The sequence below is a fragment of the Bradyrhizobium sp. AUGA SZCCT0222 genome, from assembly GCF_018130205.1.
Classification (GTDB): domain Bacteria; phylum Pseudomonadota; class Alphaproteobacteria; order Rhizobiales; family Xanthobacteraceae; genus Bradyrhizobium.
Genome location: NZ_JAFCLX010000003.1, coordinates 59,041 through 81,266, shown reverse-complemented (window position 1 = coordinate 81,266; position 22,226 = coordinate 59,041). Strand labels below are relative to the sequence as shown.

Here is a 22,226-nt window from a genome sequence, read left to right as displayed (position 1 = left end):
TGCTCGAAACCAACAGACCGTTATGGCTAAGGTTCCCGCAATCCCCTGACAAAGGCCGGATTGATTTTCCAGACAGAGCGACATTGATCAGGGAGGCCACCGACATATAGCCGTCCCAAAGCCGGGTCAGTTCGACGACTCAATCGTCGCGGGCGACCAGGCTGCCTTCGCTTACGATCTGAATGGTGCGGTGGCCGAACATTTCAACCGCATACCGGAGCCCACCGGCCCGATCCTTGAATATCGCAACGACCGTTCCCTCGGCGTGGTTGCTGAATGCTTGATGGACCTTGTCACCGATCACGAATCTGGAAGCCATGGCGAATCCTCCCCCCACAGGCTTTGCCTCCAGTCAGGCTTATGTGCGGCTTCTTTGCGATCCATAAGTTGTCCCCGGCGATGTGAAGTGCCCGGGTTCGGTCCCAGGCGCAGACTCGGACATGGGCGCCTAGAACTTCGCTCTTCAAATGGGGACTGACGGGTTCAATTTCTTCGGATTCAATTTTCTCCGACTGAGCCAAATTGACCATGCGGTGTTGCCGAAGCGGCCCATACCCAGACCATGACCTGGAGGCGACAATGCTGACCCATCAAGAATTCGCATCGCTGCTTGCGGTTGGCCATACCGCCGTAAATGACCGTCCGGCGGTCATCCCTGCCGAGCACAGCGCCCGACTGATCGCGTTAGGCTACATGGCCGATATCGATGGCAAGTTGCGCCTAACCACACCGGGCAGAAATCGGATTGCTGCCGGAATCGCAGCTTTGGCCTCGTAGCGGCGGTGCGTCCGGGCGCCGCTGTCACGTCGGGTATTCCGATCATTCGCTCAATATGGCGGTCAAGCAATGATAGCGCTGACGGGTTCGTCGTTAGTGCGAAAAGAGGATCGGTACGGGTGGCTTCGATAACAGGCTCTTGGTAGCGCCGCCGAGGATGAACTGGCGTAGCCGCGAGTGGCCATAAGCACCCATCACAAGCAAATCCACCCCGTGGGACAGCGAATACGATTCAAGGACGCTGCCAATCGGCTTGCCCTTGGCTTCGATCCTTTCCAGCACAACATCGATTTCGTGCCGAGCCAAGTTCTTTGCAAGTTGCTCAGCAGAATGCTTTGTGTCCATGTCCTTTTCACCGACAATTGTGACCACATGGACCTTTCTCGCTTTTTCAAGAAGCGGAAGAGCGTCCGATATCGCGCGGGCGGCAGCTCGGCTGAAATCCCAAGCCACAGCGATCGTGCCAAGCTCGAACGAACGTGACCGGGGAATTTTCGGCAAGACCAGGGTAGGCTTACCTGATCCAAAAATAACCGCCTCCGCGTACATTTGATCGTCCGAGTCCATAACTGGCATGATGGTCAGATCGTGGAGCCGGGCATAGTCGACAAGCAGGTTCGGGACCTCAGCCGGGGTACATTTCTGAAGGATTGCTTCGTGAGGAACGCCAGCCCTTTCCGCGGCTTTGTCGCATGCCGCGAGCAGGGTCTGAGCATTGTGCCGGCTCTTGGCGCCTTCACCCGCAATGATCTCGGGAAGATTGGCGAACGAGCCCGACAGGAAATGTCCGGGCACCTGAACGTGCGTTTCGCAGGACAGCGCTGCGAGATGCGCGCCGAGGACCGCAGCGATTGAAATCGCATCGTCGACTACCGATGAAGGAGACGGCTCGGGATAGCTGGTCAATGTCACGAGAATATCTTTGAAAGCCAAGACTTCCTCCTCATAGCAATGCAGCGATCGCCCAAATCCTGGGCGAGGTGCGCGATGATGATGGCGGGAGCGCCGTGGCTCTCAGTCACCGATAGCGGCGAACAACGACGCGATGCTAACTCCTATATGGGCACCAGACTCGGGAAAGCGAGCTGAAGAGTCCATGTCCGAGATGGGTCAAATCGCCACTGGTCGCACGTTCGAGTATTATGCGGCTCAGACAGCGAGTTCTCGCTAACGCCGATCGTTGTACTGGCTAAGGCTCAAGCGATTTAAGGAAGCTGATGAAATCGCCAACTTGCCCGGGATCCAACCTGAACTCGGGCATATTCGCATGACCGGTGGAAAGCCCTTCACCGAGCGCTTCTTCGAGCGACTCGACGGGATACCGCAGGTGGAGAGTTCGAAACGGCGGGGCAATGGCTAAGGAACTCAGGGTGAACTTATCGATGGAATGGCAATGCGAACAGTTGGCTTGTGCGAACGCCTTGCCCGCAGCGGCGTTGGGTTCGGCGCTGCATAAGGTTGCATTCACCAGCACGCTTAGTGCGATAGCAACAGAGGATACGATACTCACCTTGAGTTGGTGCAAGTAAATCAAATAAGACGCTCCCGGCCAACGTGCCTGTTATGTCAATCCAGAGGCCCGTGACACCCTCTTTATGCTAACTGCGTCGGCGTTGCGGGATGAGCCGTTTTCGGATGGTGGTCGTGCAGGTACGACGCCAGATGTTTTCCGACTATGATGTCCCCGGCCATGGCGGTTTCGAAAAGGTTCTCCTGCACGTCGCGAGGGAGGTCCGGCCACAATGCGAGCGCGGCCTTGCCCAGCAAGCGCTCGAACTCGAGAGTTGAGTTAGCTATCATCATTGGACCACTCTATTTAACGCGGGCAGGGGCAATCGGCCCTGCCGCCTTCATTCCGGTTCGCGGTGAACAAATTCGCGATAGATCTCTTTTCCGCTTTCGTTGACAACCAATATCTCAAGGTCCTGGTCGTCCCGCAGGCTGTTGTCGCGGAAGTCCTGCGCGATCTCCTTGCCGTGCCTGATCGCTTCGGCATTGGTGTTGAACTCGATGCCGATGCGGTCTCTCATCGGGACGCCGTCTTTCATGTCAAAGAAGAACTTTTGCATGGTCAACGCTCGATTGCAGGGATCGTGGCCAATCAAACGCGCTACTTCGGTATCACGCGCCCATCATGAACTTCGTGAGTGGCCACGTATTCGCGACGGGCGTCGATGGCGCGTTGATGCCATACGATTGCTTCGTCGATCCAGTAGTCATGACGTGTTGGATCCTCGTGCGCGTTCTCACGACAGGTTGACGCTTTGGCGATGCACTCGTGGCGCCGATACATCAGGCTATCAATCCGCCACGGTCCAACCATGCATCAGTCACCGCGCTTTCGATGATGTGCTGTTGAATCCTCCTGCAATGCGGGCAAGTAAACGTTCGCAGGTCCTGGCCCGCATCGCTCGGTTCGATAGCGGTCAACTTCATGGGAGAACCACAAGCCGTGCATTGTGGACCCTGGCTTTGTCTTTGGAGCATGGACGTTACCTCAGTTCGGTGTTCTGAGTTCTCCCCCGAGCCATCCGACCACCTTCGACTTCAAGGGATCCGACACAATGACGCTTGTCTGCACGCGATCGCATTTAGGGCATTCGAACAGCCGGTGCTCGAAGCCGATCGGCCCCGGCGAAACGCGCTCCAGCATCATCCGCGTTTGGCAGTGGAGACAGCGCGGGCGCTCGATCGCGATCAGAAATTGTTGGGATGAAGTCATGATGCTTCCCTGCATTGGGCGGGAGCGTTCCAGAACTCTCAGTCACCGGTAGATGCCGAAGCGGGCCGGTGATGGAACCAGCTTGGCACTCCCCCGGTCCCCCCGTCTGTTCCATTTTGCTCACATTCCGAAAGTTAATGAGTTGGAAGCCTTCCAAAATGGCGATGCACAAGCGTCGCGTCGGGGCCGTCCCAATCAGGACCCGGCATATTTCGCATAGTGGTCAAAATTGAACAGCGCCAAAGAACGGCATGTGCTGACGTTTGCAGAGGACGGGTGCGCCATTCGGCTGCGCCCGGCTCTCAAAGACCGGCCCCAGCAGGAAGCCAGCCCCTGGCTGGGGCCGCTCTCATCGCGGCGCGCCGGCCGATCACATCGCCATTGCGATCACCAGAAATCAACGAGGCCGCATCGCGGCGCGACGTCGTTTCACGTTCACGGTGGAACGTGGTGAATTTGGACAGAATGACCCCGGCGCTTGGGCTTGGGGGCTGGTCCGCGCCGGGGCCACGCTTGGAAACGTCGCCGTTGCGGACAGCGACGTTCGGCTTCAAGCCGATCACATTCGCTGCGGCGGCGCTGTTCTCTTTTGCTCACTTCCAACTATAGGGACCGGAAATCCGGCAACGTTGACCGTTCCGAATGGTCCTGGAACTTGTGCGAGGGGCGGCGGTTGGTCCGCTCACAGGAGAGTTCAATGCATAAGGATGGAAAGCAAATAGTCGAGACAGCGGTGGAGGCCAGAGGTGGTCTTTTGGGCAGACCCGTTCTCCTGGTGCTCATCGTGAGCTGCGTTCTGGCAGTTGCCGCACTTGTCGTGACGTACTCAGGGGCGTGAAGAGGTCCGTTGAAGCGACGCGCTCGATCGTTACGGTTCGCGCTTGATCTCGGGTTTGTCGTACAGGACCGCATTCAACAATGAACTATTGACCTCAATTTTTCCGTTGTAGCTGATGAAGCCGAGCTTGCGGAATTTGTTCATGAAGAAGCTCACCCGGGACCGGGTGGTGCCGATCATCTCGGCCAGGGTCTCCTGGCTGATATTTGGGATGATCGGCTGGGGACTGCCTTCCTTGCCGAAATTCGCCAGCAGAAGCAGCAGGCGCGCCAACCGCTTTTCGCTGGAGTTGAAGAGCTGATCGATCAGGTCTTCCTCAATGCGGCTGTTGCGGGTCAACAGATAGGCCATGAACATCTCGGAAAACTTCGGTTGATCGTGAAGGGCTGCGAGCATTGCGGCCTTCGTGATAGTGGTGACCAGACAGTCTTCCATCGCGGTCGTGGTCGCGATCCGCACCGAATGGCCGTTCATGCAGCCTTCGCCAAAGAACTGGCCGGCTCCAAAAATCCCGACCACCGCCTCTTTGCCTTGCTCAGATATGACAACAACCTTGACCCGTCCGCTTTGAATGTAAAAGACGGTGTCTGCCGCGTCGCCCTGGGCGAAGACGACCTGATCCTTATGAAATTCAAGGATCGTTTTGCCCTCGCCCACGACGGCGAGAAACGCCTTGGGATCAAAAGCAGTGTGATTGGTGTTGGTGGCCATGTCCGGTTTGATCCCGCGGCAGGACATCTACCTTAGCCGTTTTGGCCGTAGCGGTCCGGAATTTAACTACGTCCGAGGCGGCCCTACTTATGGCCATCCACGGCATGGGCGGCCAGCCACTTTTTGTCGCAGGCGAGCGAGCGCATCGAAGCCGCAATCTGCCGGTGCCATTGCGGGCTGGCCCGGGCGGCATGGAGCGCGAGTGCCTGATAAGTAGCCGGCGCAGTTCGTAAAGCTCCGCCATCGTGTAGCGCTTGGTTTCGACGGCGTTATTTTCCACAAGCTCGCGAGCCCGTGTCATCTGCCTGATCTTCCGATGTGGGGTGACGATAGCATCATGCCGCGTCGCAACACCGACTCGCTGGTCAAAATTGCTCACATTGCCAAATAACGGGAAGGGGAACCCCCTTCGGGGCATCCGCGGCGGCTCACTTCGGAGATTGCAGGTGAACGAGGCGTGAACCGACAAATTCAAAGTGGTCCACGGCGGTTCGCGTTGCTCCGAAAGTGCCCAAAACCGTCCGCTCAATCCACGATTTTCCAGTACGAGTCCTTGCGGATCACCTTGCCGTCGCGGAACGTATAGAAGTCACAACCCTGGACCTCCTTTCGCGCGCCCTCGCGGGTGGTGCCCGTGAGGGTCCATTTTGAGATGCCGGTGTCGGCAGCCGCGTCGACAAAATGCGCTTCGTTGCCGTAATGGACATCGGGCAAGCCTTCAAAGCGCGTTGCCAGCGCTTCCCGTACATTCCGTTTGCCCTCGAAACGGGAGCCCCACGGGCTGCTTCCCCTCGGCATCTCCAGCACACAATCCTCAGAAAAACACGCCATGATGCGATCGAGATCGTGCGCGTTGAAGGCTTCACACAGCTCCTTCAGTGCGGCGCGCATGTCCATTTGCCGTCTCCATCCCGTTTGGACAGCCTAGCCTGCACTCACATCAGAGGCCAAGCGTGACCTCGGCCCAGCGCATCACCCGATCGCCGTTGAGGAACTCGATCACGCTTCGCTCGGTCGCCGCCGGCTGGTCGTGGCCGAGCACAGCTGTTGCGGCGATCATGTCGCAGCGTTCGTTGAAGACGACCGATATCGCCGTTTTGCCGGGCGGATTGCGCGCGTTGAGCGCGTAGGCGCGGCTGCGGCCTTTCATCCACGCAATGTTGACCGGACGACCGGCGCCGAGCGGCGCAACGTCGCCGACGAGAACAAGATCTCCCATGCGATCCAGATCTTCATCATCGGCGACGCCGGTCGTGCAATTGCAGAACCCGATCTTGGCACGCAGATAGAGGCTCACCTCGGCGCCGCAGTCAGCCGCCTTGCAGCGGAACGCTTTGCCCTTTCCCCACTGATCGATGGGGAAGGGCCAGGCCACCTCGGTCCATACCGGCGCGGTCGCGGTTGCCGCCGCGTGCCGTGGCAGACCGAACCACGCCAACGCCGCCGCGAGTACGCACCCCAGCGAGGCCGCTGCGACGGCGATAGCTACCCTTCTCATTGCACCACCGTTCTGCTCGCTAGCCGGATCATGCTCTAGTTGCTGGCGAGATAGGTCTTTGCCGCCGCTACCTCGCGCCGCTCCGTGTCGGCGTTCGCCGCGAGCGCCATGAGTTGCTGATAGTTCTGTCGCGCCGCCGCCTTGTCACCGAGCGTATCGGCCGCCTTGGCAGCACCGGCGTAGCCCTGGAAGCGGTTCGGCTCCTTGGCCTTGGTGGCCTCGAATGCCACAAGCGCCTCCTTGGCCATGCCGCGATCGAGCAGCATGAAGCCGTAGAGCTCGCGCGCCGGCGCCAGCGGACCTGGCGTGACCACATGCTTCTCGGTCAGGTCCTCGGCGTCCGCTGCCGCGCTCATGGCCTTGAGAGCCTCGTCGTACTTGCCCTCCGCGTGAAGCACCCAGGCAACGGCGACCTGATGCTGGATGTCGACGATCTGCGACCAATAATTATCCTTGGCGTCGCGTAACTTGTCGCGCAATTCCGCGAGCTTCTGGACATCGGCCTTGGCGGCTTCCGGCTTGCCGGAGCGCGCCGCGCCGAGCGCGCGTGCGAAATGCGAGATCGCCATCGCGTAGTTCAGGCCGCTCGGCCTGACCGATAGTTGCGAGGCGGCGTCCCAGTCGCCGCGGTCGATCGCAAAGCGCGCCGGCGAGGCCGCCAGCGCGTAGTCGGCCGCCGCGACCGTCACCTTGAAGTCGGTCTCTTTGATCATGTCGTCTATGACGGCGCGCGCCTGCTGGTCCTGGGCGAGCTGAAGATGGGCATAAACCATGTAATCCTGCGCGTGCAGGTAATTGCCCACCGACTTCTCGGACTTCGCGGCTTTCACGGAGGCGGCGTTGGAGACGATCGATTCCTTCCAATAGCCGACGCGGGTGTAGATGTGCGACGGCATGTGCTGGGCGTGCGGCGCGGCCGGCGCGATCTTGGCGTAGCGGTTGGCGGCGTCGAGGCCTTTTTGCGCAGTCGCCGGATAGTCGTAGAGGTGGATCAGGTAGTGCGTCACGCCCGGATGCTGCGGCAGCCGTACCGACATCGGCTCCAGGATTGCGGCGCCCTTGGTCTGCTGCGCGTAGGTCTTGTCTTTCAAATCCGCCGACGTGTTGAGCGTGATGGCGTAGGCAATCTGGGCCTCGTCATCGTCTGGATATTTCGCCGCGATGTCGGCCTGTTTGTCGCGCAGCGCGCGCATGCGCTGGACATGGGGGATCGTTTCGTGGTCCGCATACATCACCATCATCGCATCGATATAGTCGCGTTCGCGCTCGGTCTTGGCTCCGATCTCCCTGGCCTTGGTGATCGCGGCGAGGCCGGGCGCAAGGTTCGGCCGCGGAATTGCCGCGTGCGGATTGTCCATCATCGTGAGCGCGATGCCCCAATATGCCATCGCGCATGTCGGATCAGACTTGATGGCCTCCTCGAAGATCTCCTTGGCGTTGGTGTACCAGAACGAGTGCTGATAGCGCATCGCGCGATCGAAGCGACGCTGTGCAACATCGTTGCAGGAGGTTTTGAAGTTCACGTTACCGAGCTGCTGATCGACGTCGTCCTGCGCGGCGACCAGCGGCTGAGATGTAGAAAGCATAAGAGCCGCGACGGCGACACCGAATGGAGACTTCCGCATGGATTTCCTCCCTGGCTCATCTATGGACGGGACTATACGACTTTCGTTCCTTTGTCGTAACCACTTTGCCGTAACCGCGGCATCATGGCAGTGCAATTGACCTTTCGGGCCCCTCCGGGCAATCAGCTTAGGTGCGTCTCGGGGGCCGCTTTGCAGCTTCACTCGATCAGCTGATCCGCGAGCACAAGGATTGTCGGCGGGAACGTGAGCCCGAGTGTCCGGGCAACCCTGACATTGGCGATCAGCTCGAACCTCGTCGGCAGCTGGATCGGCATCTCCGCCGGCTTCTGGCCCTTGAGAATGTTGTCGACATAGCCCGCAGCGCGACGGAACAGGTCGGCGAGATCGGCGCCATAGCTGAAAAGTGCGCCGGCCCGCGCGATCTCGGCATGTTCGCCGATCACGGCAATGCGCAGGTCTGCCGCGATCCGGCAGATGTCGTCCATCATGGCCACCGTCAGGAAATCGCGGATGACGATCATGGCCGTGCCGCCGTCGTCGGCGAGCTTCCTGATCTGCTCGGTGAGTTGCACGGCGGACGGCGCACTGAGTCCGAGGCGCACCGGCTCGATACCTGCGCTCCTCGCATCCGCCATGGTCTGCGAGCCCCAGGCGCTGAAGGTGGGATCGGTGGCGTTGTGCATCACGCCGATTTTCTTCAGGCCAGGTTCGATCTCCTTCAGCATTTCGATGCGCTTGGCCGAAATCTCCTCACCAAACGCCGAGAAGCCGGTCACGGTGCCGCCGGGCCGGGCCAGACTCTGGAACAGTTCGGGATCGCTCTGCACCGCCGGCAACGCCACCGCGACCACGGGAATATTCGTCTTGCGCACGATGGCCCGCGCCGCGGCCTGGCCTGGCGAAAGAAATACATTCACCGGCAACGCCACCAACTCGTCGATCATGGCGTGGCCTCGCGCGACGTCGCCGTTGGCGCTGCGCGCATTGACGATGATGGTGCGTCCTTCGACGTGGCCGAGCTCAACCAGCGCCTTGCGAAAAGCGCCGACCGTGACGGCGTCGACGTCCGCATTGGCAAATCCGACAAAGCCGACGATCGGAATGCGTTGCTGTGCCCGCGCTGCCATCGGCCATGAGGCCGCCACGCCGCCGACCAGCCGGATGAATTCGCGTCGCTTCATGGCCGGCCCCGCGTTCGACACTTTCACCCGATGGTAAGCACTTTTCGGCGAGGGTCCAAGAGCGGCCGGAGCTCCGCGCTGGCTCAAAGCCGACCCGGAGGGGACGTTCGCATCGCAAAGCGGTCATTCATAACGGCAAACTGTCAGAGGTCGGGAACAGGGCGATCTAGATGCCGCGCATCTTGTGATCGGCCCAGTTCTTGAGATCGCGTACCGTCAGTACCTCGAGGAACGGGTTTGCCCTGACAAGTTTCTGGCGGGTGGTTCGACCGGTCGAGTCAGCGGCGGCCATGACGGATGCGGCGTCGGCATGTTCGGCGCCGGACAGCAGAGCCACGGCGCCGGCCGGTCCGGCAAAATAGGCAAGATAAAGCGAACCGGATGTGAGGGGCAGCCCGCGTTTGTTCAGTGTCCTGGCATATTCCCCCAGCAGCCGCGCAATGATTTCCCGCGTAAGTTCGGCGTCCTGCCGCAGCTCCAGCAGTTCTTTATCGCTGCGGCCCTTGATCAGATCGCGGCGATGCTTTCGGATGGCTTCGAGCCATGTGTCATCGAGAAACTGACCAGCGCCTGTGGCGCTGGAAAGCTTGTTCTTCTTGTTCGTATTTCCCGCCGATTCGACTTTGATGATACGCTCCACCAGCGCCTTGACGTCGATTGAATCGATTGTCTGCCGGTTTGAAAGCGTGCCGCGAAAGATCCAGAGGCTTGCGATGACGGCGAGCGCGATCGCCGCCGCTAGAACAATCGCGGCGATTGATGCGTAGCGCGAATCTCGCGATGCATCGGGTGCGCACCGCTCGTCCGGGCGAGGCGGCCTGATTTCGTCCACGCGCTCTGCTCCCCTTGGGGGATGAGCGAGGCGCGCCGGTTCGGCGCCGGCCAACCCGAAATTGAACGAAAGCTGTTGTGCTAGGTCTGGCATCGGGCGGGCAGCTTCAATGCTTGGAGCAGACCATCGAAAGCGTTTGGTCGACACGGCCTGGCCTCGGCCGTCGGCTTCGACCGAACCGCAGCTTTGTCGGGATTTGCGGATTTAGGTCTGGATTTGTCGGGCTCTGTGTACTTGGGTTCAGGCTTTGAGTTCCTGACAACGGGCTTTTTCTCGCCTTTACCGATTCCAACAGTGCTCGGCTCCTTTTCTGGAGTTATGGCCGTCATATCCGGCGGCGGTGTTGGTTCGATGGATGAGATCGGCTGAACCGGTGCTTCATGCTGCAAACGGTGGACTTCGCGCCGGTCTGTCGTCTCCAGGGTGTCACCTGATACGCTGACGCCGATGGTCAGTTGCTCGAACCGATCTGGCGCAGTTGTCTTGGTGCGTCGCGGTGTCCCCAGCTCCATGATGGTCAGAGCGCTGAGGCCGACAACGAGGAGACCTGCCCTCATCATGATCTGCTCTTCCAGAACGAAGGTGCTTGCCCCGAATAGGGGGAAATAGTCTGCCCAACGTCGCAGAACGATTTCTAAGATCCAATGCGGCGGGTTAGCGGCAGAATTGACTTGCGCGCAGGAGCGACGAAGTAAGTCTGACAACAGGGTTAATGCACGGAGGCGCGAGTGTCTCTGCGCTGAGGCTCAATGAAGGTTGAACAGCTCTCTCACCAGCTGACCGGAAATGATGTTCGCGAACGACAACCTGGTGGGCGGTGCGACCGGTGCCGGGCCGCTACTCGCGACCACAGGCGTTTTGATTTGCGGATGGGGCGATGACGGGTGTTTGGCTGCAGCCTCCTTCACCAGTCTCTTCGTGGCTTTTGGCTTGCTTTTTTCCACGCCAGTAACCGACGCATGAGAAGTTATCGGCGCAAATGATTGTGGTTGCGGGGGCGGCTCGTCCGGGATGGCATCGGCGGCCGGCGCTGGCGGCGGAACGATCGTAGGAAGATTCGTGTCGATGACGATCCGTTCCGGCGGCTGCTCTAGAGAAGCGATCCGGATGACCGGCCTGTTAACCTCGTCACCGGCGGGCTCCGCCAAAGGTTGCGGAAAGAACCAGTTGGCCACGAACAGCAACACAAGCAATGATGCGCCGACCCAGGCTATGTATCGTCCGAGAGGCATAACCATCTCCGCCACAGAACCTGACGAGAGCAAACGCCGTAATTCCTGACAGTCCGTAACTGAACGTGGTTACTGCCGGAATTGCTGTTGCTGAGCTCGATCACGAACTTCTGTGATCTACTCGTTATAGATTTGATGGGAGTTCGGCAGGTCCGGGAATTGACTGCCTGCTACCGATGAACCGGCATACGCGCATACCGCGATGACGAGCGCCCTGATGATCGTGAACATTTGCTGCCTCTTGCTGTTGGAGGCAGCCTAGAGCGGATTCGTTTCAAGCCGCTTAGGGAAGGTGGTTTTCGCGTCCTTGACCGACTTGGTAAACAGTCTGCGTGTATCCATTTTCCGTAGCGACGCCGCCGGCGCAGCCCGTGCTGCACCGCATCAGGACCGCCAGCGCTTCTGCTGCCCGGTGGCTGCGCAGCGGACCTCGGCCCATCAGACGTGCCAAGTCTGTTTAATGCCAAGTCCTTTCAATGCCAGGTCGGCCGGAACGATTTAGCCACCGCCAGCGCAGCCCACTCGTCGGTCTCCAAAGCGATTTTCTGTGCCAACATGACGTCGCCGGGAACCAGTGGCTGGTTTGGCACAAAACACCAACCGGCTTTCGGGCGCCCATATTGGTCAAGTTCATGAATATTTGTCGCGGTGCCATAACAGATGCGGTAGCGCTTGCCGCTTTGGCAGCCCGTGACTTCGAAATACCCGTACTTGTTGAACTGAACCAGTTGTTCAGGCGATAGCCACGCTTGCAGCAACCTTATGCCGCGCACCTCCCTTTGAGGGCAGCCCAATTCCCGATATTGAGCCCGCAGCAATTGCCAGCGGTTCGCGCTATCCGCCAGCAATTGCCTGATGTTACGGACCACATTACGTAGCGTTGTCTGCAACATGAGACGCTAACCGCCGACCAGCCTTGGATAAAACAGGGTTTCTTCGGCTTTCGGATTGAATCTGCGGGTTATCGTCGGATCGCCAGAGGAAGTTCTAGTTGCCGCTGTGAAGCCGGCGCCTGTGAGCTGTTCGAAGCGTCTTTCCGCTTCAAGCAACGCCTTCGCGTCGTTCGCATCAAACTCATGGCGGGTATCGCCAGTGTGGTCCATCACGATGTGGGTTGCCATTGCAAACACTCCTTGGGGTTCGCACCATCAGCAAATCTGCAATGGCAGAAGTTCCGAAAAGTTCCAAAGGCTCGCCAAAATACAATTGTCGCCCGCCGGCGGCTCAAAAATGGGCAATTTCATTTTCGAGATGCGGCAGGGAGCCCGGCGCCGCTCGGAGGCTTCCTAAGAGTCTGACTCAAAAAGAGATCAACGAAATAGCGCCTCGTACCGAACGTTGTCATGCCCGGCCTTTCCGCCTTCGCTAAAGCTTCGGCGGGCCGACCACTCGTGGCCCCGTCGAAGCCCTGGCGGAGACGGGTGCCGGGCATCCGCGTCTTGGTTTCCATTAAGCAAGAAAGACGTGGATGGCCGGGCATAGGCGAGCGGAAGCGACGGCGTCCTACAGACGGCTATGCCCGGCCATGACGAAGAAATAGGCCAGAGGGTCGAAGAAACGAGCAGCGCAAGACCGGATATGCGCGCGTAGAACTTCGCTCTTCACGCGAGGGCTGAGGATGCAATATTCCGGCTCGCTGGTTGAAATTACTCACATTCCAATAACGGGGGAGGGGGCCGCCCGGGGGAATCCGCGTCGCTTTGGTACAAGTATGGGCTGGTGGGCGGCTGCCAAACTGTTAATAAGCGGACCCCGCCACCGTCATGGCCGTCACCGGCTGGCACACCCGATAGGGTGTCGCTTAACCTCACTACTCAGATTGGATTCGAACCTTGAGCCTGACGACCTACTTGCTGTACCTAGCCGCCGTGGCCGTGTTGGTGCTGTCGCCCGGCCCAACCATGCTCACCTGCATGACGACGGCGCTGAACGAAGGCAAGTCGGGCGCGCTGGCAGCCGCGGTTGGCAGCATCAGCGCGGTCCTCGGAGTCATGGCGCTTTCGGCGCTGGGCCTCGGTGCATTGCTCGCGGCATCGGAGCTTGCCTTCACCGTGGTCAAGGTGATCGGAGCGATCTATCTCATCTGGCTCGGCATCAAGACGTTCGGCAGCACCGCTGAAGCCGTCGATATCAAGAGCGCTCCAGCGGACAGCGGCCGGCGCTTGCGCACGCACTATGTCAGGGGCTTCCTGGTCGGGTCGAGCAATCCCAAGGCCATCCTGTTCTTCACCGCGTTCTTCCCGCAGTTCCTGAATCCGGTCGAACCGTTCGCTCCGCAATATGCCATCCTCGCCGTTACATTCATCGCATGCGAATTCAGCGTGCTGGCGATGTGCGCCTTCGGCGTCTCCGCGATCGCCCCCGTCCTGCGCTCCAGCTGGCACATGCGCTGGATCAACAGGGCAACAGGAGGGCTGTTCGCAATGATGGGTGGCCTATTGCTGTTCAGCCGGCGTCACGCCTGACACTGAATATTCCAGGAGGCCGGCTCGGTCCGCGTTGCACGCGCGACGACCGAGCCGGGCTGGCCACTGCTGCCCGGCGAATATCAGCCGCGCCGCGCGGCTTCGATCTTGGCGACGTCGATTTTCTGCATGGTCATCATGACATCGAATGCGCGCTTCGCTTCAGCGCCGCCGGCCGCCATCGCCTCCAGCAGCACGCGTGGCGTGATCTGCCAGGAGACGCCCCATTTGTCCTTGCACCAGCCGCACGCACTCTCCTGGCCGCCATTGCCGACGATGGCGTTCCAGTAGCGGTCGGTCTCTTCCTGGTTTTCGGTGGTGATCATAAACGAGAATGCTTCGGTCTGCTTGAACGCGGGGCCGCCGTTGAGGCCGATACAGGAGATGCCGGCAACCGTGAAATCGACCGTCAGCACGTCGCCCTTCTTGCCGGATGGGTAGTCACCGGGGGCATGGTGGACGGCGTGCACGGCGCTGTCGGGAAAGACTTCGGCGTAAAAGCGGGCAGCCGCCTCCGCGTCCTTGTCGTACCAGACGCAGATCGTGCTTTTCGCAATCTTCTTGGCCATTTATCATCCTTTCGTTTCGCTTGGCTGCCGCTTGCGGTATCCAGCCGGCCTGATCGGCCCGGCGAAACGACGAACGGGGTCGGCCCAATCCGACATGGTCCTGCGGTTTTTTTTGGTTATTTACAGGGCGCCTAGCTGTGTCTTCCGCGTCCGGCGACGCGGAACCTCGGCGCGTCCTGCGCAAGTGGCGGCATATCAGCCAAACACGCCCGACCATGCCAGTCCGAAGCACACCATCAGGGCGCCGCCGAGCGCCAGGCTCGGCCGATCGGTGACGGCAAACGCCACGGGATCGTCGTGCAGCTCGCTGCGTCCGCATTTCAGCCAGATCCGGCACACGAACAGGAACAGGATGGCGGGAAAAGCCCAGAGCCAGGCGGTGTTGCCATAAAAACTCTGCCGGAAGGCGTCGTTGATGATGTAGAGCACCATGATGAGCACGGCGGCCACCCCGGTCGCCATGCCGATGCCCATGATCAGCGGCAGGTCGATGGACTTGTAGCCGCGGCCACGGACTTCGGTTCCGCCGCGCTCGATGACGCGGGCGACCTCGGTGTGGCGCTTTGCGAAGCTGAGCGAGGCGAACAGGAACATCGCGAACACCAGCAGCCAGGGCGACGGCGGCGCGCCTGACGCTACGATGCCGGCGCCGAGCCGTAGCGTGAACAATCCGGCGAGAACAAAACCGTCGAGAATGGGGATGCGCTTGAGCGCGAACGAATAGGCCAGGGTTACGGCCAGATACAGTAGCACGACGGCAACGGTGGCCGGCCCGGCCAGCGCGGCCACGGCGATGCCCGCGAACAATCCAATTGGAACGGCGGCGATCGCCGTTGCGAGCGGCAGCCGTCCGCTCGCTAGCGGCCGGTTTCGCTTCGACCAGTGGCTGCGGTCGTCGGTCAGGTCCCAGATATCGTTGACGAGATAGGTGGATGAGGCAACCAGGCCGAGGGCGAGGAACGCGCAGGTCGTCGCGTAGACGGCGTCAACGTGGGAAACCAGTCCGGCGAGGATGAGCGGCACGAAAACCAGCGCGTTCTTCGCCCATTGGTGCGGGCGCATGCTGCGCACCAGCGCACGGATGCGGGACGTTCGCGGAAACACCTTGGCGACGGTCGCGACGCTTGCGGCGGCGTGCTCTACCGAACTTGCTGCCTCGACGACGATGGCATTCCTGGCGCGGCGCCAGATCGGGATATCGGCGCGCGCGTCGCCGGCATAGTCGAAGCCGTCGGGGAATCGTTCGGCGAGAACCTGCGCCTTCGCTTCGCCCTTCAGGTTGCGCAAGCCGTCGCTGCCGATGACGCCGCGAATGAACGCAATCCGTCGAACGACCTTTTCCGCGACCTTGGCGTCGGCGGCGGTGGCGACGTAGACCGGTCGTCCGCTCGCCGCGATATCGGCCGCGTAGGCCAGCAGTTCTTCATTGAACGGCAGGACGTCCGGCTCGATGTTGGTTTCCTCGGCAAGACGGCGCTTGAGATAGGCGCGGCCACGCAGCATCCACAGGCCGATCTCGAACAACCGCCACGGCGCCGCTCGCAGCAGCGCGAGCACGGTCTCAAGCAGCATGTCCGCGCGCACCAGCGTGCCATCGAGATCGAGGATCAGCGGCCGCGGTTGCGTCGCCTCGCGCCGATCGGAGAGTGGCGAAACGGAGAGTGCAAGCGGCAGGGGTGAGGTGGACATGCGGGCCCTTTCAGCGGGTACGGCTGTAGAAATCCCAGCAGGGATGCAGCTTGTGGCGCGTGAACTCCTGTTCCAGCACGGTACGGAAGGTCGCGGGATTGGTGTCGGTCGCGCCGGGGAGAACACAGGTGCGGAAGAACACACCGTCCGCGTCCGCCAGATAGGTCGACGCTTCGGTTACGGAAAACGCAGGGACAGTGCGGCGGAAATCCATCGCCAGGGTGGTGCCGCGCGCCGGCGTCAGGCCGAGCAGCCGCGGGAAGGATTCGGCGAAATCGATGGTCGTATAACGCTGCGCCTTGGTCGCGTAGCCAAGCCGCTGAAAGTTCGCGCCGGCCTCGGCAACGCTGACGGCCCACGCCGCGCGCGTCGCCGGGCTCGTGCTGCCGGGATCGCCGTCGAGGTCGAAGCCGTTGTTGGCTGTCTCGTCGAGGAAGGGCAGCCATTCGGATTGCAGGCGCGTCATCAGCCGGGAGCCGGCGAGGGTGGCTGTTGGTACGCGCATGCCCGGAAGGAATGTTGAAAAGCCGTGGTCGGTCGTGCCCTGCTTTTCCCTTACAAAGGTCGAGACGACGCGCTTTTCGACGACGTCGGCCATCGGCAGCACCAGCGTCGCGCCGAGTACCGCTGCGGCGATCAGGCGCCAGCCACGGGTCGTGCGCAGGCTCGGGTGGAAAAGTACGGCCGTGGCGGCAATCAATCCGACGCCGCCGGTGTTCTGACTCTCCGCGGCCAGCGCTACCGCGACCAGCAGCGCTGCGTCCGCGACGAAGGCTTCCCGGGCGATGGTCTCGTGCACGAAATTGAACGGGCGCCTGACCGCCGCGGTGAAATCGAGTTCGCGGGCCGCGAGCACGACGATCGTGATCGTGACCGCAAGCGGCAGCCAATTGCGCGCCGAGGAGGCGGCGAGCCGGAAAGCGGCGCCGCCCCGGTTCAAGGCGCTCATCGAGACGATGTCGTGCAGGTAGCCGGAGACGAGCCCTCCGGTCGCCAGTTCGACCAGTCCCGCCAACGCTGCGGTGACGAACAACATGACGAACAGCGCGGCGGGTCGCGCGCGTCCGAGCAGCACGGCTGCGGCGACGAGGCCGAGCATTGCGATCGCGGCGGTGATCTTGATGGAGACCAGGGCGGTGAGCAGGTAACCCAGCAACACGCCGTCGCCACGGGCCTTCGGCAGCACATACCACAATGCTGCCAGGAACAGGATCGCGGTCGCGAAGCGGTTATAGGTGGCAAAATAGCTGATTTCGGAGAGCATGGTGGAGTCGAGCGTGTAGGGCACCAGAACCACCACCGCGAGAACCGCGAAGCTGGCGGCAAATCCCCAGGACGATTGAATGCGCGACGCTATGACGGCGAACGGCGGCACCACCATGAGCCACGCCAGCGCGTGCAGGCCGATGAACGGCTGTCCGCCGGGAAAAAGCCGTTCGGCAAAATGCGTCAGATAGAGCGTCAGCGGACCGATCGGCGAAGCAAAGTCGACGTGCGGAACTTGCCCGACGCCGATGCGATAGGCGCCATCGAGGATGAAGACGAAATCCCACACCGCCCGTCCGTAGGGAACGACGTGGACCAAGGCCGCCACTGCCACGACCAAGATCGTGAAGGCAGCAATCGCGGCGATCCGCCAATTGAATGGTGCTGCCCGGGACCTGATGAGGTCGTAACTCGCTTCCGTCATATCGAACCCTCAGCTATCGCGCTTTGGTCGATATGGTCTTTTGGAGCGAGCGCAAACTCGTTTCAAAAGTTACGGTAACTATTTAAGATGAACGTTCATCGCACTGCTTTTCGGGCGTCTCAGAGTGACGCTGTTGGCACAACAGTGTCGATGATTGGCACACAATTTTCGGCGATCGGCCGCTTGCAATCAGCGGCCAGCGAACCGTCCCAGCGTGTTGAAGCGCGCCTTCTGCTCGCTGGCCAGCGTGGTATAGAACTCATCGAGCGCCGGCTGCACCAGTTTGGCCGACTGCATCATGGCCTCTAGCCGCTTCTCCATCGCCTCCAGCCGCCCAACCGGCGTGAGCGGTACGTCCACCGGACAGGCAGCTTGCAGCGTCTGAACGGCCTTCTCCGTGGCCTCGCGCAGGCGGTCGAGCGCTTCCTTCTGTTTGCCCGCCGGACGTATCACCGTTTCGATCCGCTCGATCGGCAGGTTGGTCAGGCTGGGCTTTGGCTCGCCGCAGCTATCCGGCTGCGCGTTCGCTTCCTGCTGCGGCTGCGGTTGCGAACGTTCGCTGATGTCGGGGCCGAGCGCGTTGAAGCGGGCCTGTTGCTCGTCGCTGAGCGAGCTGTAGAATTTCTCCAGGGCCGGCCGCACGATCCGCGCGGACTCGAGCGTGGCGCTGAGGCGGTTCATCATCGCCCGCAAGCGGCCGGGCGGTGTCATCGCAAACGAGTCGACGCAAGATTCCTTGAACGCATCGGCGGCCATTGCTGCCGCGTTCTTCAAATCGTCAAGCACTGCGCGCTGCTCGGGCGTCGGCCGCACCGCCTCCTCGATCGAAGCGATCGGCCAGGCGGTGATACCCTTTTCAGGCTCCTTGCACAGTTGCTTGAGAGCCTGTGGGCTCATGCCCGCGCTTTCGCGCGGTCGGGAGCCGCCGATTGCGCCGTCGCTCTCCCGGGAATCAGTCGAGCCGAGCCTGGCATAGGCGGAATACGGACTATCCGCGCCCCAGAACACGGTATCGACGAAGTCATCGTAGGCGTAAGCCCAATAACCGACGTCGTACCCGGAGGGCCAGAACGTGTACTCGAATATGTCGGAATAGGCATAGGGCCAGAACACGTGGCCGGCCCACGGCACAAACGCCGCGCGCAGGCCACGCTTCCAGGCGTGGCGGGGCGCCCAGCCGTGCCGCCCGCCCTCGAGCACCGCATGGACCTGCGGATCAGGATTGCTGCGGAAGCGCTCGGCAAACCGCCCGCGGGCGGCGGCCTGCACCGCGGCAGCGGCGGTCTCGGCCTGCCTGCCGGAAGGCGGCATTCCCAGTTCCTGCCGGCGCGCCACATCACCTTGCTGGAGGCGCTGCTCGCGCTGGAGCTGCCGCTGCTCGGTTTGCAGCAGTCGTTGCTGTGCGCGTTGCGCCCGCACGCCGTCCGGCTGTCGCGACTGCAGCTCCTGCACGCGCCGCTGCAGCCGATCGATGCGCTGCTCGCGTTGCGCGCTCTCGCGGTTGAGCGTGTCGCGCTGCCGTTCCTGCGTGGTGTGCTGGAGCCGCTGCAGGCGCTCCTCACGCTGCAGCTGCCGCTGTTCGGTTTGCAGCAACCGTTGCTGCGCGCGTTGTGCGCGCTGGCCTTCCGGCTGCTGCGACTTCAAATCCTGCACGCGCTGCTGCAACCGGTCGATGCGCTCCTGGCGCTGCGCGTTTTGCGGCGAAAGCCCGTCGCGCTGCCGCTCCTGCAACGCTTGCTGCGGCGGCTGAATGCGCTGCTCGCGCTGGCCGATCCGATCCTGCCGGGATGGGCTCGCGGCAGCTGGTGCGCTGGGGCGCGACGGTGCTGCTACTCTCGGAGCGACGGGGCGCGGTGGCGCGGCGATCTGTGGCGCCGGACGGGGCGCCATCGCCGGCCGCTGCTGCGGCGGAGCCGGACGGAACGCCGGCGCGGCGGGCCGCGCCATAGCGGGCGGCGGTGCAGGGCGGGCCATCGCGGGAGGTGGGGCAGGCCGCGCTATGGCAGGAGGTGGCGCAGGACGGGCCATGGCGGGAGGCGGTGCAGGGTGAGCCATGCCGGGCGGCGGTCCCGCAGGCCGGCCCGCGGCCGCAGGCGGTCCATGCCTTTTCTCCTGGGCGGCGGAAAAGCCCACGCTCGCCGCTACCATCGAAACGCCGAGAAGAATTGCTGAAAGGCGAAGGCTGGGTGCAAGCATGATCGTCGCTACCTGGCAGCTCGTTAGTCGCCCGTCACTCTCAACGCGCGAGCGCGGCAATCGATCTATGATCGTCATTGCGGCTTTGCGACGCAGGAGGGCCAGCAGTGCATCCCAGGTGAGGTGTACCGAGTATGCCGATCGAGGAACCGCGGACAGGGAGCAACGTTTTGTTCCCGTCAACACAGGGAGATCGTTATGCGATCAATCGTCCTGGTTCTGGTCATTTTGCTGACGGAGACTTCGCTGTCTTTTGCGCAGGGTCAGAAGGGTACGCCACAGGAACAGCAGGCCTGCACACGGGATGCGCAGCGCTTTTGCCGGCCGCAATTGGGCGATGATGGAGCGGTTCAACAATGCTTGCAGCAAAACAGGGCCAAGCTGAGCTCGAGCTGCCAAAAGGTCTTTGCCAGCCGCGGCATGTGAGGCGCTTTGTTCTTGACGCCGGCGCGTTGCTACACTTCGCCGTTTCGAACGCGATGGGAGCTTGTTGCCGTCGATCTTAGCGACGCTGCCGTAGCCAGAACTTCTGGTGAAACACGCGGTGGTCCAGCGAAAACTCCGAAGCCTACCGGTGGATTTGGCGGCCAGTTCGCCCTCGATCAGCATCGTTGCGCGAAAAGCGGACGTTTGAGCCCGATTATTTTGACGCGCAACGGAAGTCACAATCCGCTTATTCGATTACTTCGTCGGCGCGAGCGAGCAACGGCTCGGGAAGCAGTAACCCAATGTTGGTGGCAGCCTTGCGGTTAATGACGAGTTCGAATTTCGTAGGTTGTTGGAATGGAATACCACCGGGTTGCGCACCCTTGAGGATTTGATCAATCGTACGGGCGACTTGGCGAAAAATCTCCAGAAAGTCGATGCCATAGGCCATGAGCCGCCGGCCTCCACAAATGAACGAAATGGATAAATGGCCGGCAGCCGGTACTTCTCAGCCAGTTCGCCGATTAGTTGTCGCTTCGTAATGTGTTCCGGACTGCCATCGACAAAGAGCGCGTCGGCGCCTTCGTGTGACATGAGGGCGAAGACACGACGATATTCTGGCTCGCTCCCACTATCGAGAAAAGTGGAGCCTACAACACTGATGCCTGCTTTCTCTGCCGTCGCCTGCATTGCAGCTCCTTCGGGGTTTCGTCGCAAAGCCAGAATTCCCAGCTTCGATATTGCTGGGACGACCTCCCGGAAAAGCTGAAGCCGCTTGCCCCAAATCTCCAGACCAGCATCGACGCTGACACCTGTGATATTGCCACCCGGCCGTGCCATGCTTGACACAAGGCCCAGATCGACCGGATCGCTGGTCATCGCAACGATCGGGGTGGTGCGGGTCGAATCTTTGAGAGGAGCCACCATCCACACCGTGATCGCAAAAATCAAATCGAGACTGCGAGTTGAGACATCACGGGCGAGTTTAGGGTAGCTCTCGACACGCCCTTCGCCGGAATAGCGCTCGACTGTCAGATTCTGTCCCTCGACATAGCCGTGTCGGCGAAGCTCCTGGAAGAATTCGCGCCAGTACCGGAAACTGCTGACTTCGGTCAGCTCAGCTACTGGGTGCGATGGATGCAATATCGCGATCCGGTATAGCTTTTTCGATTGTTGCGCCCGTGCAATAAGCGGGAGCAAGGCGACCGCACCAATGGTTCCAATGAACTTTCGGCGTTTCATTCGAGCACCTCTCACTGGTTCTGAACCGGCCGCATATTGGGCTGCAGCGCTCGCAGCTCTGAGTCCGATGAGGGCGGGTTAGTGCAGTCAGGCCCTCCGCGTACTTAGTCGGGTCACCCAGCCGGTCCCGGAATGAAGCAGCGCAACATAGGGATCATACTTCCTCGGGTGTCGAAGCGCGCCCACCACCAAACCATCGCGATGCCGCTGAGGTTCGGCTGGTCGATCACGACGGAGTATGGCACCTCGAACCATTGCCCCGGTTCGGTTGGCCGATGCGGATGCTTCAGCAGGACCCGATAGCCACCTTTCGCCATATCCCACTCGGCCTCCACGTGCTGGCCATCTCCGGAGTCACAACACCCTACGCCCGCCTTGTTCTTGAGACTTTTGAACCACGTGTTGAGTTCTGGCCGCATCGCGTCATGCGGATAGGCTGTGCTGATCCCGAGAAAAGCAGCCGCACTCAATCCTGCCATGCGAGCTGCGAGCAACCGATAGAGACGCGTCGGTCGTCCATTCGAGTTGGTCATGGAAACCTCCGTTTCCCCCCCAAACCCGCTCTTGTAAGT

25 protein-coding genes and 1 pseudogene are annotated in these 22,226 nt (G+C 61.2%); 4 read left to right on the top strand and 22 right to left on the bottom strand.

What is annotated here, in order from left to right; genetic code table 11:
• Nucleotides 1–139: 139 nt before the first annotated feature.
• Nucleotides 140–319, bottom strand: a complete 180-nt coding sequence (locus tag JQ629_RS03230) for a hypothetical protein (RefSeq protein WP_212411134.1) — start codon at nt 317–319, stop codon at nt 140–142.
• A gap of 260 nt (nt 320–579) precedes the next feature.
• Between JQ629_RS03230 and JQ629_RS03225 the strand changes: the two genes are divergently transcribed.
• Complete coding sequence (locus JQ629_RS03225; protein WP_212266357.1) at nt 580–777, top strand: hypothetical protein; 198 nt, start codon at nt 580–582, stop codon at nt 775–777.
• 93 nt (nt 778–870) lie between these two features.
• Here JQ629_RS03225 and JQ629_RS03220 read toward each other — a convergent pair whose 3' ends face one another.
• On the bottom strand, nt 871–1,710 hold the full coding sequence (locus JQ629_RS03220) for a universal stress protein (RefSeq protein ID WP_212411132.1): 840 nt from the start codon (nt 1,708–1,710) through the stop codon (nt 871–873).
• A gap of 256 nt (nt 1,711–1,966) precedes the next feature.
• The gene (locus tag JQ629_RS03215) at nt 1,967–2,263 is read right to left on the bottom strand and encodes a c-type cytochrome (RefSeq protein WP_212266629.1); all 297 of its coding nucleotides are present in this window, start codon (nt 2,261–2,263) and stop codon (nt 1,967–1,969) included.
• Between the two features lie 134 nt (nt 2,264–2,397).
• Between JQ629_RS03215 and JQ629_RS37680 the strand changes: the two genes are divergently transcribed.
• Nucleotides 2,398–2,565: a hypothetical protein gene (locus tag JQ629_RS37680; protein WP_212411130.1), complete on the top strand. Its 168-nt coding sequence runs from the start codon at nt 2,398–2,400 to the stop codon at nt 2,563–2,565.
• A 62-nt stretch (nt 2,566–2,627) separates the two neighbouring features.
• Here the strand turns inward: JQ629_RS37680 and JQ629_RS03205 are convergent, their stop codons facing one another.
• The 12 genes from JQ629_RS03205 to JQ629_RS03150 form a co-directional block, all read right to left on the bottom strand.
• Nucleotides 2,628–2,882, bottom strand: a complete 255-nt coding sequence (locus tag JQ629_RS03205; protein WP_249134796.1) for a DUF6894 family protein — start codon at nt 2,880–2,882, stop codon at nt 2,628–2,630.
• Nucleotides 2,883–3,274: 392 nt separating this feature from the next.
• Complete coding sequence (locus JQ629_RS03200; protein WP_249134795.1) at nt 3,275–3,499, bottom strand: response regulator; 225 nt, start codon at nt 3,497–3,499, stop codon at nt 3,275–3,277.
• A gap of 868 nt (nt 3,500–4,367) precedes the next feature.
• On the bottom strand, nt 4,368–5,048 hold the full coding sequence (locus JQ629_RS03195) for a Crp/Fnr family transcriptional regulator (protein ID WP_212411128.1): 681 nt from the start codon (nt 5,046–5,048) through the stop codon (nt 4,368–4,370).
• A 525-nt stretch (nt 5,049–5,573) separates the two neighbouring features.
• Nucleotides 5,574–5,945: a nuclear transport factor 2 family protein gene (locus JQ629_RS03190; protein ID WP_212411126.1), complete on the bottom strand. Its 372-nt coding sequence runs from the start codon at nt 5,943–5,945 to the stop codon at nt 5,574–5,576.
• Between the two features lie 43 nt (nt 5,946–5,988).
• Nucleotides 5,989–6,546, bottom strand: a complete 558-nt coding sequence (locus JQ629_RS03185; protein ID WP_212411124.1) for a hypothetical protein — start codon at nt 6,544–6,546, stop codon at nt 5,989–5,991.
• Nucleotides 6,547–6,581: 35 nt separating this feature from the next.
• Complete coding sequence (locus JQ629_RS03180) at nt 6,582–8,171, bottom strand: tetratricopeptide repeat protein (RefSeq protein ID WP_212411121.1); 1,590 nt, start codon at nt 8,169–8,171, stop codon at nt 6,582–6,584.
• 158 nt (nt 8,172–8,329) lie between these two features.
• A complete protein-coding gene (locus JQ629_RS03175; protein WP_212411119.1) occupies nt 8,330–9,313 on the bottom strand; it encodes an ABC transporter substrate-binding protein in 984 nt (327 codons plus the stop codon).
• Between the two features lie 166 nt (nt 9,314–9,479).
• Nucleotides 9,480–10,292 (bottom strand): lysozyme family protein, encoded by an 813-nt coding sequence (locus JQ629_RS03170; protein WP_349631206.1) that lies wholly within the window; start codon nt 10,290–10,292, stop codon nt 9,480–9,482.
• Nucleotides 10,226–10,849, bottom strand: a complete 624-nt coding sequence (locus tag JQ629_RS03165) for a hypothetical protein (RefSeq protein ID WP_212411117.1) — start codon at nt 10,847–10,849, stop codon at nt 10,226–10,228. The genes JQ629_RS03170 and JQ629_RS03165 overlap by 67 nt, the downstream gene beginning before the upstream one ends.
• Nucleotides 10,850–10,891: 42 nt before the next feature.
• Nucleotides 10,892–11,377: a hypothetical protein gene (locus JQ629_RS03160; protein ID WP_212411114.1), complete on the bottom strand. Its 486-nt coding sequence runs from the start codon at nt 11,375–11,377 to the stop codon at nt 10,892–10,894.
• A 473-nt stretch (nt 11,378–11,850) separates the two neighbouring features.
• Nucleotides 11,851–12,270 (bottom strand): hypothetical protein, encoded by a 420-nt coding sequence (locus tag JQ629_RS03155; protein WP_249134794.1) that lies wholly within the window; start codon nt 12,268–12,270, stop codon nt 11,851–11,853.
• 6 nt (nt 12,271–12,276) lie between these two features.
• Nucleotides 12,277–12,498, bottom strand: a complete 222-nt coding sequence (locus JQ629_RS03150; protein ID WP_212411112.1) for a hypothetical protein — start codon at nt 12,496–12,498, stop codon at nt 12,277–12,279.
• A 711-nt stretch (nt 12,499–13,209) separates the two neighbouring features.
• On the opposite strand from JQ629_RS03150, the gene JQ629_RS03145 reads away from it, so the two are divergent.
• The gene (locus tag JQ629_RS03145) at nt 13,210–13,842 is read left to right on the top strand and encodes a LysE family translocator (RefSeq protein ID WP_212411110.1); all 633 of its coding nucleotides are present in this window, start codon (nt 13,210–13,212) and stop codon (nt 13,840–13,842) included.
• An 83-nt stretch (nt 13,843–13,925) separates the two neighbouring features.
• Here the strand turns inward: JQ629_RS03145 and JQ629_RS03140 are convergent, their stop codons facing one another.
• The 4 genes from JQ629_RS03140 to JQ629_RS03125 all read right to left on the bottom strand — a co-directional run bounded on the left by JQ629_RS03140 (nt 13,926) and on the right by JQ629_RS03125 (nt 19,521).
• Nucleotides 13,926–14,399, bottom strand: coding sequence for a VOC family protein (locus JQ629_RS03140; protein ID WP_212411414.1), 474 nt, complete (start codon nt 14,397–14,399; stop codon nt 13,926–13,928).
• Between the two features lie 207 nt (nt 14,400–14,606).
• On the bottom strand, nt 14,607–16,100 hold the full coding sequence (locus tag JQ629_RS03135) for a UbiA family prenyltransferase (RefSeq protein ID WP_249134792.1): 1,494 nt from the start codon (nt 16,098–16,100) through the stop codon (nt 14,607–14,609).
• Between the two features lie 10 nt (nt 16,101–16,110).
• Nucleotides 16,111–17,790 carry a hypothetical protein gene (locus JQ629_RS03130; protein WP_212411107.1) on the bottom strand — a complete coding sequence of 560 codons (1,680 nt, stop codon included), beginning with the start codon at nt 17,788–17,790 and terminating at the stop codon, nt 16,111–16,113.
• 189 nt (nt 17,791–17,979) lie between these two features.
• Nucleotides 17,980–19,521 carry a Spy/CpxP family protein refolding chaperone gene (locus JQ629_RS03125; protein WP_249134791.1) on the bottom strand — a complete coding sequence of 514 codons (1,542 nt, stop codon included), beginning with the start codon at nt 19,519–19,521 and terminating at the stop codon, nt 17,980–17,982.
• Between the two features lie 663 nt (nt 19,522–20,184).
• On the opposite strand from JQ629_RS03125, the gene JQ629_RS36955 reads away from it, so the two are divergent.
• A complete protein-coding gene (locus JQ629_RS36955; RefSeq protein WP_249134790.1) occupies nt 20,185–20,412 on the top strand; it encodes a cysteine rich repeat-containing protein in 228 nt (75 codons plus the stop codon).
• 247 nt (nt 20,413–20,659) lie between these two features.
• On the opposite strand, the gene JQ629_RS37845 is transcribed toward JQ629_RS36955, so the two are convergent.
• The 3 genes and pseudogenes from JQ629_RS37845 to JQ629_RS03110 form a co-directional block, all read right to left on the bottom strand.
• Nucleotides 20,660–20,863, bottom strand: coding sequence for an ABC transporter substrate binding protein (locus JQ629_RS37845; protein WP_502752267.1), 204 nt, complete (start codon nt 20,861–20,863; stop codon nt 20,660–20,662).
• A gap of 191 nt (nt 20,864–21,054) precedes the next feature.
• A pseudogene (locus tag JQ629_RS37840) lies at nt 21,055–21,654 on the bottom strand (ABC transporter substrate binding protein); the annotation flags it as partial.
• A 113-nt stretch (nt 21,655–21,767) separates the two neighbouring features.
• Entirely contained in the window at nt 21,768–22,187 is a 420-nt protein-coding gene (locus tag JQ629_RS03110) for a hypothetical protein (RefSeq protein WP_212411101.1), read from the bottom strand.
• Between the last annotated feature and the right edge of the window lie 39 nt (nt 22,188–22,226).